Below are 11,140 nucleotides of genomic sequence, written 5' to 3'. Positions count from 1 at the left end.
TCGCTCACCGCTGCTGGGCTATTGGCCGAACGATGAGCCAGCTAGGAGTTCATCGACGAAAAGAAACCGGCAATCGCTTCGTTTGGCCAGATAGCGCAACAAATCCCCGAGGAATATGAAGGTCGCCGCATCTTGTGCGAGATGGTGCGACAGGATGCCGGTCGGCTCGGCCGGGTCGTGCTCGCCGGACAGGAGCTGGCCGAGGCGCTTGCCCAGCATTTCGAGCGCCCGCTCGCGTCCGACGAAGCCCCCGCCCCCGCGCCAGTCCACCGGATCGAAATGCGTGTTCACCTGCCGGAGGCCCGGCGCGGCGGGATTGCGGCGCCGGTCGCCATAGAGCGACAGGCCGCGAAAGCCGAGCGCGGCGAGACCCGCTGCCACGCCCGGCCCGATCCGGTTCCACGGCGGCACCAGCAGCGGCGCGTAATGGGGAAAGCCGGCGAGCCGCGCGTGACCGGCGGCAAGTTCCGCAAGGACGAGTTCGGTCGGCCGATGGTCGCCGAGCTCGGTCTTTTTCTCGTTTGCCGGCGCATGATTGCGATGGGCGAAGCCATGCGGCAGCACCGCGACGCCGGAGAGCGGCGCGAGACGGGCGGCGAGCGCGCTTTTCGCCCCGGCCGGGATCACCGCGAGCGCCAGCGGCGCGCCGGCCGCCGCCGCCATCGCCAGAAGGGCGTCGAGCCGGGGCGTCGGGCCGACCGCGTCGTCGTCGCGCAGCCAGAACCGCGTCTCGCCGTCCCGCGCCGCCAAGCGGTCCAGCCGCTCGCCGACGAGGGACCAGAGCTCGGCTTCGCGGCTCATCCGCCGCGATGCCGGGCGGCGTGATCCGCGACGATCGCGGCCGTCCGTGCCGCGCCGTCGAGGGCGAAATCGACCGGCGGCATCGCCCGGCGGCGCGGCGCGTCGGCGAGCGCCCGGTCGATGGCGGCGCCGAGTTCGGTCGCGAGCGAAGCCTCGGGCAGGACATGGAGGAAGCCGCGCTCGGCGAGGCGGCCGGCGCGCTCGGCCTGTTCGGTTTCCTCCTCCGCGCCGATCGGCACGACGATCGCCGGCACGCCGGCGCGCAGGAGATCGATCGTCGTGTTGTAGCCGCCTTGTGAGATCGACAGCGCCGCTCGCTGGAGAACGGCGGGAAAATCCTGCCGGAAACGCTCGATCCGCACCCGGCCGCCGGCATCGTTCGCCGCGTCCCGCGCCAGCGCGGCGAGCGCGTCGAAATCCGGCTGCGGCAGGCGCGGGCCGGTGAGGAGCCGCCAGTCGAGGCGATGGGCGGCCGAGCGCGTCCGAGCGGCAAGCGCCGCCCGGAGAAGCGTCGCGCCGACCGCGCCGCCGCCCGCCGAAACGATCACCTCGCCCGCCCCCTCCCCTTGCGGATCGGCGCGGGTGCTGGGATGGAGCGCCGCGAGATCGGAGGAAACATAGCCGGTATAGCGCAGCTTCGCGGCGATCCGCGCCGCCTCGCCGAAGCTCGCCTCGAAGGGCACGAAGCCGGGATCGCCATGGACCAGCACCTCGTCGAAGGCGGCGAGCACCAGATCGGCCGCCTCCGTCTCGCGCGAGGCCTTGGCCGGCCGCACCAGGATGTCGCGCACCGAGGAGAGGATCGCCGGCGGCGTCTCGCGGCGCCGCGCCGCCTCGATGAGCGGCAGGAGTTCGAAGCGGAACTGGCGGCGGCCGAAGGGGAAGAGTTCGAGAAGGATCGCCTGCGGACGCAGCTCGTCGGCGATGGCGAGCAGCGCATCGCGCCGCGCCGCGCGCCAGGCCTCGTCGGCGGGCGCGCCATTCGCGGTGATCAGCGTCGAGAAGTCGCCGCCCCGGATCGTCGCCGATGGCAGGGTGCGGACCTCCGCGCCCGGATAGTCGATGCCCTCCTCCCAGGTGCCGCCATGCACCACGGTGACGGCGAGCCCGGCCTTCGCCATCGCCGCCGCGATCGCCCCGGCGCGCTTCAGATGGCCGACGCCGAGAAGATGCTGGACATAGAAGAGGACGCGATCCGTCACGGCTGAGACCTTTCGCCAAGCGGCACATTGGCCTGGAGGAGAATGAGCCCGTCCGCGCCGAGGCGGAAGAGCTGGGCGGCGGCGGGAGCGAGGCGGACCGGCGCCTTGCCGCGCATGTCCCAGTCGAGCGCCCGCGCGAGGAGCGCCCGCAGCACGCCCTTGTGGGTGACGATGACATGGGAGGCGCCGAGCGCGCCGAGTCCGGCCAGCGCCCGGACGCCGGTCTCGCGCGGCGTCTCGCCGCCTTGCGGGCGAAAATCGAGACCCCGCGCCTCGTCGGCGGCGAAGGCCGCGCCGCCTTCCGCCCGCAATTCGGCGAGCGTCCGCCCCTCGCAGGCGCCCCAGTCCATCTCGACGAAGGCGGGCGCGGGTACAGGGGCGAGGCCCATCAGGACGGCCGTCTCCATCGTCCGGCGGAGCGGGCTCGCCAGAACCGGCCAGTCCGCGACGAGATCCGGCACGCGCCAGGACGAAGCCGCCGCGCGGCCGGCGGCGGAGAGCGGCGGATCGGCCCGGCCCTGCAACCGGCCCGCCGCGTTCCAGTCGGTCGGCGCGTGGCGCAGCATCAGGAAATCAGGCATGCCGCGCCTCGCTAAGCCGGCTTACCAAGAGCGGCAGGTCGGCCGCGAGGGCGCGCGCCGCCGCCGCGACGTCGTTCACCGCCAGCGCCCGTTCGGCGGCCGCCCGGCCCATCGCGCGGCGCTCCTCCGGGCGGTCGAGAAGCTTTGCGAGACCGTCCGCCAGCGCATCCGCGTCGCCCGCCGGCACGATCCATCCGGTGCGCGCCTGTTCGACGATGTGGTCGATGCCGCCGGAGCGGCCGGCGACGATCGGCAGGCCGCTCGCCGCCGCCTCGATGAAGGCGAGGCCGAAGGCTTCCTTGACCGAGGGCCAGGCATAGAGATCGGCCGCCGCGTAGACCTCGCGCAGCGCCGCGCCGTCCTTCCGGCCGGCCAAGGCGACGCGGGACCCGAACGGCGCCATCAGGCGCTCCACCTCCGCCCTGGCCGGACCGTCACCGACCAGCAGCGCCCCCCAGGGCCGCGCCGCGATCCGCGCGAAGGCCTCGGCGAGAACGGCATAGGACTGGAGCTTCTGATCCCGCCGCATCATCGCGACCGTCAGGATCAGTGGCGCGACCGGATCGAGACCGTGACGGCGCGCGAGTTCGGCGCGAAGACGATCGCGAACCGAGGGCGCAGCGTCAACGGAAGGCGCGCTGTCGACGAGACTGGCGTTGCGGAACGGCGCGGTGTCGATGAAGGGCGGCAGGTCCAGGAGGGCGCCGGGTCGGGCGAGCGGGGCGAGGCAGGCTCGGTCGGCGGGATTGAGGCCGTAGATCCGGTCGGCGCGGCGGATCGCCGTCTCGGCCGCGCGGAACCCCGGATCCCAGCGCCCGCCCGCCTGTTTCGGCGCATGCGAGGCTTCGGCGACGACATAGGGGATGCTGAGCGCCTGGGCGACGACCGGGCCGAGATGGTCCGGCGCCTTATGATAGAGATGGTAGGTGAACCAGAGCGCCGGCCGCTCGGAAGCCGGCCGCTCGGAAGCCGGCCGCGCGCCATAAGCCGCGAGAAGCCGCGCGGCCTCCGCCCGCCCCGTCGCCGCGAGTTCCGCCTGGCGCACGGCATCGCCCGTCTTGTCATAGGCGCGGAAGGTCGAGGCGATCTCGACGGTGAATCTCGCCGCGCGAAGCGCCGCGACGAAGAGTTCCGCCATCCGTCCCTCGCCCGAGGGCACCGGGTCGAAGGGCGGCTTCATCGGGGCGTAGAAGGCGATCCTCATCGCGCGAGAACGCGGCGGATGCGCTCGAACACCGCGCGAATGCCGGCCTCGTGCCCGAACCGCGCCCGAAGATGCGCCTCCCCCGCCGCGCCGAGGCGGGCGCGCAGCTCCGGCGCGCCGATCGCGGTCCGCAGCACGGCGGCCAGCGCCTCCGGGTCGTCCGGCGACGCGAGAAGGCCGGTCTCCCCGTCGCGGATGATTTCGGGCACGGCCGAGACGGCGGTCGAGACGGCGGCGAGCCGCTGGCTCTGCGCTTCCATCAGGACGTTCGGCAGACCGTCGCGGTCGCCGTCGTCCGAAACGCGGCAGTTGAGGACGAAGAGATCGGCGGCGCGGTAGCGCTCCAGAAGCTCGCTCTGCGTCATCGAGCCGGCGAAATGGATGCGCTCGGCAATGCCGAGCCGTTCGGCCCGCGCCTTCAGCTCGGCCTTCAGCGGACCGCCGCCGGCGATCTCCAGGCGCCAGGCGAGGTCGCGCAGGCGCCCGAGCGCGTCGAAGAGGCCGGCATAGCCCTTCTTGTCGACGAGGCGGCCGACGGAGAGAAGCCGCACCGGATCGGCCGGGTCGGTGCCGTCGCGCCCACCCGGCGCGGCGGGCGGCGGCGCGGGAAAGCGGTGGAGGTCGAGCCCGTGATAGACGAGGCCGACCCGCGCGGGATCGGGCGCCAGCGCCGCAAGATGCGCGGCGTTCGCCGCCGTGCAGGTGACGAGAAAGGCGCAGTCGGCGAGCTTCTCGCGCTTTTCCCAGGCCGGGATCGTCCAGATGTCCTTGGCATGGGCCGAGACGGCGAAGGGCAGGCCGCGCATGATGCCGGCATAGCGCGCCACCGAACCCGGCGTGTGAAGGAAATGGACATAGATGAGGCCCGTCTCGGGCGGCAGCTCGGCGGCGAGGACGAGGGCCTGGCCGAAGCGCCGGCCGCGATTGGGCGTGCGGTCGCGCCGCCAGTCGGACAGGAACAGGCGCCTCGCCTCGGCATAGCCCGGCAGGCGCCGCGCCTTCAACCAGGAGCGGAAGACGCGCGGAATGTCCGTATAGAGATATTCCGGCAGGTAGTTCGGCACCTGCCCGATCTCGCGATGCACCGGGTGCTCGCGCTCGTCCGTCGGCAGGCGCAGCGACACCAGCCCGACATCGAGGCCGAGGCGGATCAGCCCCAGGATCTCCTGCGCGATGAAGGTCTCCGACAGGCGCGGATAGCCCTTCAGGACGATCGCGACACGCGGCCGCTCCGTCTCGTCCGTCATGCGTGATCCTTCAAGCGATGCCGATCAGGGCGGGCCGGCGGCGGCGTTCGGCGACCGCGTCGACGAAGAGGCGGTCGATCTCCTCCAGGCCGGACAGAAGACCCGGCAGGCGAGCGGCGGAGGGCGGCGGCTGGTCCGGCAGGGCGCGCAGGGCCGCCGCCATGCGCTCCGGATCGCGCTCGCCGTCCGGCAGCATGACGCGCAGCAGGCCGAGCTCCTCGGCGCGCGTCGCGCGGATATATTGCTCCAGCCGGGGGCGGGTGCGCGGCACCATCAGCGTCGGCTTGTCGAAGCTCAGCATCTCGCAGAAGGTGTTGTAGCCGCCCATGGTCACGAGACCGGAGGCGCCGTCGACCAGGGCCTCCATATTGGTCACGAAGGTCTCGGCGCTGAGCTTCGGCACGGCGGCGATGCGGTCGCGGAACGTCGCCTTCTCGTCGGCGGACAGGAAGGGGCCGAAGACGATGCGCGAGCGCCAGGGCAGCGCCGGGTCGCGCTCATAGGCCGAGATCACCCAGTCGATGACGAGGGCGCCGTCGCCGCCGCCACCGGCATGGACGAGGAGATAGGGCTCCACCGGCCCTTCCGGCATGGGCGGCGCCTCGTCGGACAGGACGCGGCGCAGATAGCCGGTATAGCGGGCGCGACGCAGCGCCTTGTCCGAAAGGCCGAGCCCGTCGAGCGGCCGGTAGACGTCGCGCGGGCCGTAGATCCAGATGTCGTCATAGAGCGTCTCGACGGCGTCGAGCGCGCCCTTGCGCTCCCACTCGTCCTTGAGAAGCACCGTGTCGTCCAGCACCTCGCGGATGCCGAGGACGTTGCGCGTGCCCTCGCGGCGCAGGAAGCCGAGCGCCTCGCGCACCTCGCCCCGAAGGCCGAGCGGCTCCTTGTCGACCAGGAACACGTCCGGCCGGAAGCGCCGGGCGGTTTCGAGGATGATGACGGAGCGGATCTCCATCATCTCCTCGGCGGCGAGACCCGCGACGCTGGAGGCGTATGTATTGCCGTCGAGCTTCACGATGCCCGGCACGCGGATGAAATCGACGCGCGGATGGAAGTCGAAGGAGCCGACCACCGGCGAGCCGGTGATGATGATGACCGCCAGATCCTCGTGCGTCGCCGTCAGATGGTTGGCGATCGTCTGACATCGGCGCAGATGGCCGAGGCCGTAGGAATCGTGGCTGTAGATGAGGAGCCGCTGGCCGTTCATCGTCCGTCTTCCGTGAACCGCACTCTCACTCGGGTCGCGAGCCATCCTCACGTCCCTTTCGACTTAGGTGCATTCTGACGCAAAGCCAACAAGGCGCGATCGCGGCGCCTGCATTTTGCCGTGAGAAATTCGCGTTTTGGGGTGTCCTTTCAACGATGCGCGTCGACGACGATGCGCCCGCGCGTTCGTCCGTCGAGAAGGGCGGAGGCCGCTTCGACGGCCTCGCCGAGGCCGATCTCGCTGGTCGCCTCCTCGAGAAGGGCCGGGTCGAGAAGCTCGCCGAGCCGGCTCCAGGCGGCCTCGCGCTCGGCGCGGGGCCGATAGACGCTGTCGATGCCGAGCAGCGCCACGCCGCGCAGGATGAAGGGGGCGACGGTGGCCGGAAAGTCCATGCCGCCGGCGAGCCCGCAGGCGGCGACCGCCGCGCCGCGCCGCAGCCCGGCGCAGACATTGGCGAGCGTGTGGCTGCCGACATTGTCGATGGCGCCCGCCCAGCGCTCCCGGGCGAGCGGCTTGGCCGGCCCCGCGAATTCCGCCCGGTCGAGGATCTCGGCCGCGCCGAGATGCCGGAGATAGTCGCCATGTTCGGGTCGGCCGGTGACGGCGGCGACCGAATGACCGAGCTTCGCCAGCACCATGACGGCCACCGAGCCGACGCCGCCCGTCGCCCCGGTGACGAGCACCGGCCCGTCGCCGGGCTCGAGGCCGTGGCGCTCCAGGGCGGTGACGGCGAGCATCGCCGTATAGCCGGCGGTGCCGATCGCCATCGTCTGGCGCGGCGTGAAGGCGGCGGGGCGGCGGATCAGCCAGTCGCCCTTCAGCCGCGCCTTCTCGGCGAGCGCCCCCCAATGGGATTCGCCGACGCCCCAGCCGTTCAGCACCACCTCGTCGCCCGGCCGGAAGTCCGGATGGCGGCTGGCGCTCACCCGGCCGGCCATGTCGATGCCCGGCACCATCGGATAGGACTTCACCACCGGCCCGCGCCCCGTGATGGCGAGGGCGTCCTTATAGTTCAGCGTCGAATAAAGGACGTCGACGTCGACGTCGCCATCTGGCAGACTGTCTTCGTTCAGCTCGCGAAGCGCCGTTTGCGTATCGTTTCCGGTCTTCGTGACCACGAGCGCGCGGAACATGGATCGTCTCCCGTTCGTATCGAGGCGGGACATGTCGCGGAAGGCGGCGTTCCGCAAGTCGCGCGCCCTCGCCGCCGCCGATTTAACGTTCGATCGAGTCTGTTTGGAAAGATTCCGGATACCGTCATCGTCCCGACGAGATTGGGGCGCATCAGCCCGACCATCGGATCAGCACGTCAAAGGAGGGGTGCCGTGTACAACATCTTCCACCAGCGCAAGGACCCATCGATCGTGTGCGTGATCCCGGATGTCGGCGTGCTGCCGACCTTCCTGCGCGACACGGGCTGGAGTTATGCCGGGCGGGCGGAACGTGTGGCGGGCGCCTTCGGCGATTTCGACAATGCCTCGGCCCATGCCGTGATCGAGCGCACCGGCTTCTACGTCTATACGGCGCAGTAAGCTCTTATAGGCTCGACGCGCGGCCCCGTCGCGCTAGCCTTTCTTTCCCGCCGAACGATCCGCCGGCGGGAAAGGAGACCTGGAACCGATGACGCGATGACGGCCGGCGACACGGCTGCCCGCTCTCCCTCCGCCGGCATGTGGCGCCGCGCCGCCCGGCGGCTGGGCCGCTTCGCCTCGCCCGATCCGGCCCGCTTCGCCTATGCGACGAACATCGCGCTCGTCACCATCCTGTCGCTCTTCGTCGCCTTTCTGTTCAATCTCCAGAACACCTACTGGGCGCTGATCAGCATTCCCTTCGTCGCGCAGATGGGCTCGGGCATCACCATCTGGCGCAGCGTGATGCGGCTCCTCGGCACGCTGGTCGGCGGCGTCGTCGGCATCGCCATCGTCGCGCTCTTCGCGCAGAGCCCCGTCGCCTCCCTCGCCGCCCTGGCGCTTTGGGCCTTCGGCGTCGGGTTTCTCGCCCGGCTCGAAATGGGGCTCGACGCCTATGCCTACGGCACGGCCGGGCTGACGGCGACGGTGATCGTCTTCGATACCGGCCCCAGCGCCGATGCCGCCTACGGGCTGATGCTGGCGCGGATCACCGAAACGCTGATTCCGATCGGGGCCGCCTTCGCGGTGCTGCTCGTCGTCTTCCCGCAATCGGTCCGCCGCACGCTGGAAAACGGCCTGCTCGACGCCCGCGACCGCGTCATGGCGATCGTGCGCGAGGCGGCGACGCCGGCGGCGCAGCCCGCGCCCGCCGACCGCCAGGCCGCCACCAAGGCGCTCGCCACCGCCTATTCCAATCTGCGCGCCTTCAAGTTCGAACGCTCGCATCGCGGCCCGGACCTCGACCGCGTCGCGGCGGCCGCCAATGCGCTGAACCATGTCCTCATCGCGGCCGAGACCCTGTCGCTGGTGCTCGATCACCAGGACGAGGGCGAAACGCCCGCCGAGCCGGAGGCGCTTCTCGACGAGTTGCGCGCCCTTCTCGGCGCGATCCCGCCGCGCTTCCACGACGCAGGCACGGCGCTGGCGCTCGCCGGACGGTTCCGCGACTTCGTCGCGCGGATCGACGGCGACGCGACGACTCGCCTCTCGGCCTCGCAGGTCCCCGCCGGCGCCTCCGACGCGCTGGCGGTGATCTATGCCATCCGCCGCTTCGCGAACACGATCGCGAGCTTCGCGGAGGCCGAGGCGACGGTCTTCGACCCCGCCCGCCCCGCGCCGCGCCGGCAGACGATCGTCGCGCGCTATCCTGACTATCGCGCGGCGGCGGAGCGCGGCCTGCGGCCGGCGCTGCTGCTCCTCGTCCTTTCCGCCCTCTGGATCGCGACGGCCAGCCCGACGCTCCTCACCGTCGCGCTCCTGTCCGGCACCTTCAGCCTCGTCCTGCCGACGATCGCGCCCCGGCCGGCGCTGACCGCCAGCGGCCTCGCCATCGGCCTCGGCATCGCCGCGATGGTGCCGCCGGTGCTCGCCCTCGAGACCGTGCTTCCCTATGTCGAGAGCTTCCCGCCCTATGCGCTGCTGATCGGGCTGACGATGTTCGTGTTCTTCTATATCGGCAGCGCGCCGGGCCGGCTGATCTACGCCTTCGGCGGCTCGATCCTGCTCGCCGTGGCGCTGCGGCCCTCGAACATGCAGGTCTACGATCCGCTCGGCCTGTTCAACGCGCTGGCGGGTCTGGCGCTCCTTCCCGCCTGCATCGCCGTCGCCTTCACGGTGATCGTGCCAGAGGACCAGGGCTGGCTCCGGCGGCATCTCGCCCGCGCCTCGCGCCATCTCCTGCGGCGCGCGGCGCGCGGGCGCGACGCCAAGGCGGACGAGTTCCTCGCCCAGTCGCTCGACGCGATCAGCGACTATGGCGGCGATCTCGATCTCGCCGAGGGCCGCAACCGGGCGCTTCTCGCCCGCAGCCGCATCGCGGTGACGGCGGGGCTCGAACTCTACGAGCTGCACCGCCTGCGTCGGCTCGGCCACCTGCCGCCCGATCTCGCCGGGCTCGTCCCCGAGCTCGGCGCGGCGCTGGTCGCGGCGGCCGAGGGCCGCCCGGCGACGACGGGTGCCGAGCCGTTCCGCGCCGCCGAGACGCGCGCCCGCGCGGCTCTCGCGGCCGAGGGCGCGCCCGGCCCGGAGCGGGCGGCGACCTTGCGCTTCCTCATCGGCGCGCGCTTCCTCGGCGGCCTTCTCGACCATGGCCGGCTCGCGCCGGAAGGACGGGCCTGATGCGGCACGAGATTTCCGTCCTCGGCCTGATGTTTCCCTCGCTCCTCCTTTGCGCGGGGCTCGCGGGCCTTCTCTGGTTCCTGGTCGACTGGGCGATGCTGCGCCTCAAGGGCTGGACGCTGTTCTGGCATCCGCCGCTCGCCCGGCTCGCCTTGTTCTTCGTGCTCCTCGGCGCCGTCGCCGCCGCCTATCCGGACTTCTAGCGCGTCATGATCGTCGTCCGCCTCGCCCTCACCGCCCTTCTCGTCATCGGTGCCGTCTTCGGCGCGACCTATGTCTGGACGACCTATTTCGAGAATCCCTGGACGCGGGACGCCCGCGTCTTCGCCCGCAGCGTGCAGGTGGCGAGCTATGTCGCGGGCAACGTGATCGAACTGCCGGTGCACAACAACAGCCCGGTGAAGAAGGGCGATCTCCTGATGCGCATCGATCCCGCCACCTATCAGTCGGCGGCGCGTCAGGCGGAGGCGCAGCTCAACGTCGCCATCGCCAATCGCAATGTCCAGGCGGATGCGACGGAGCGCGTGACCAAGCTGAAGGGCACCGACACGAACACCGTGTCGGAGGCCTCCGTCGTCCAGGCGCAATTGCAGCTCGCCTCGGCGGACGCCTCGGTGCGGGCCTCGGAGGCGGGATTCGAGGATGCCAGGATCAATCTGGCGCGCACCGAGATCCGCTCGCCGGTCGACGGCTTCGTCACCAATCTGCGCGTCGATGTCGGCGACTATGCCCAGTCGGGCTCGGCGGTGATGGCGGTGGTGGACGCCAGTTCCTATCGCATCGACGCCTATTTCATGGAGACCAAGCTGCCGCGCATCCAGGTCGACGCGCCCGCCCGCATCCGGCTGATGGCGAGCGGCACGGTGCTGGAAGGCCGGGTGCGCTCCATCGCGCGGGCCATCGCCGACGCGCAGAACCCGACCGCCTCCGATCTCCTCCTCGCCCCCGAACCCTCCTTCGAATGGATCCGGCTCGCCCAGCGCATTCCGGTCGACATCCGCTTCGAGAACCTGCCGGCGGACATCCCGCTCGTTTCGGGCGCGACGGCGACGGTGATCGTCGAGCCGACCGGCGCGGACGAGGCCCTGCCCTGGTATCGCCGCGCCTGGCGGCCCTTCGGCGCGTGGCTGGCCTTTCATTGACGCG

General features: G+C 71.4%; 11 protein-coding genes. 4 read left to right on the top strand and 7 right to left on the bottom strand.

The window, feature by feature from the left end; translation table 11 throughout:
* Window positions 1-18 precede the first annotated feature (18 nt).
* The 7 genes from IEY14_RS19300 to acuI form a co-directional block, all read right to left on the bottom strand.
* Window positions 19-801 carry a polysaccharide deacetylase family protein gene (locus IEY14_RS19300; RefSeq protein WP_188911502.1) on the bottom strand — a complete coding sequence of 261 codons (783 nt, stop codon included), beginning with the start codon at window positions 799-801 and terminating at the stop codon, window positions 19-21.
* Window positions 798-2,003: a glycosyltransferase family protein gene (locus IEY14_RS19295; protein WP_244639595.1), complete on the bottom strand. Its 1,206-nt coding sequence runs from the start codon at window positions 2,001-2,003 to the stop codon at window positions 798-800. The genes IEY14_RS19300 and IEY14_RS19295 overlap by 4 nt, the downstream gene beginning before the upstream one ends.
* Entirely contained in the window at window positions 2,000-2,584 is a 585-nt protein-coding gene (locus tag IEY14_RS19290; protein WP_188911500.1) for a histidine phosphatase family protein, read from the bottom strand. The genes IEY14_RS19295 and IEY14_RS19290 overlap by 4 nt, the downstream gene beginning before the upstream one ends.
* Window positions 2,577-3,788 carry a glycosyltransferase family 4 protein gene (locus IEY14_RS19285; RefSeq protein WP_188911498.1) on the bottom strand — a complete coding sequence of 404 codons (1,212 nt, stop codon included), beginning with the start codon at window positions 3,786-3,788 and terminating at the stop codon, window positions 2,577-2,579. Before IEY14_RS19285 ends, IEY14_RS19290 begins: the two co-directional genes overlap by 8 nt.
* Entirely contained in the window at window positions 3,785-5,035 is a 1,251-nt protein-coding gene (locus IEY14_RS19280; protein ID WP_188911496.1) for a glycosyltransferase family 4 protein, read from the bottom strand. The genes IEY14_RS19285 and IEY14_RS19280 overlap by 4 nt, the downstream gene beginning before the upstream one ends.
* A gap of 10 nt (window positions 5,036-5,045) precedes the next feature.
* Window positions 5,046-6,245 (bottom strand): glycosyltransferase family protein, encoded by a 1,200-nt coding sequence (locus IEY14_RS19275; RefSeq protein ID WP_188911494.1) that lies wholly within the window; start codon window positions 6,243-6,245, stop codon window positions 5,046-5,048.
* A gap of 149 nt (window positions 6,246-6,394) precedes the next feature.
* Window positions 6,395-7,378, bottom strand: coding sequence for an acrylyl-CoA reductase (NADPH) (gene acuI / locus IEY14_RS19270; RefSeq protein ID WP_188911492.1), 984 nt, complete (start codon window positions 7,376-7,378; stop codon window positions 6,395-6,397).
* A 192-nt stretch (window positions 7,379-7,570) separates the two neighbouring features.
* Between acuI and IEY14_RS19265 the strand changes: the two genes are divergently transcribed.
* From IEY14_RS19265 to IEY14_RS19250, 4 genes are all read left to right on the top strand, one after another.
* The gene (locus IEY14_RS19265; RefSeq protein ID WP_188911490.1) at window positions 7,571-7,777 is read left to right on the top strand and encodes a hypothetical protein; all 207 of its coding nucleotides are present in this window, start codon (window positions 7,571-7,573) and stop codon (window positions 7,775-7,777) included.
* Window positions 7,778-7,873: 96 nt separating this feature from the next.
* Window positions 7,874-9,994: an FUSC family protein gene (locus IEY14_RS19260; RefSeq protein ID WP_188911488.1), complete on the top strand. Its 2,121-nt coding sequence runs from the start codon at window positions 7,874-7,876 to the stop codon at window positions 9,992-9,994.
* Entirely contained in the window at window positions 9,994-10,197 is a 204-nt protein-coding gene (locus IEY14_RS19255) for a DUF1656 domain-containing protein (protein ID WP_188911486.1), read from the top strand. Before IEY14_RS19260 ends, IEY14_RS19255 begins: the two co-directional genes overlap by 1 nt.
* A gap of 6 nt (window positions 10,198-10,203) precedes the next feature.
* A complete protein-coding gene (locus IEY14_RS19250) occupies window positions 10,204-11,136 on the top strand; it encodes an efflux RND transporter periplasmic adaptor subunit (RefSeq protein WP_188911485.1) in 933 nt (310 codons plus the stop codon).
* Window positions 11,137-11,140: the final 4 nt, after the last annotated feature.

The organism is Aureimonas endophytica, assembly GCF_014642635.1.
Lineage (GTDB): Bacteria > Pseudomonadota > Alphaproteobacteria > Rhizobiales > Rhizobiaceae > Plantimonas > Plantimonas endophytica.
This window is presented reverse-complemented; position numbering and strand designations above follow the sequence as displayed.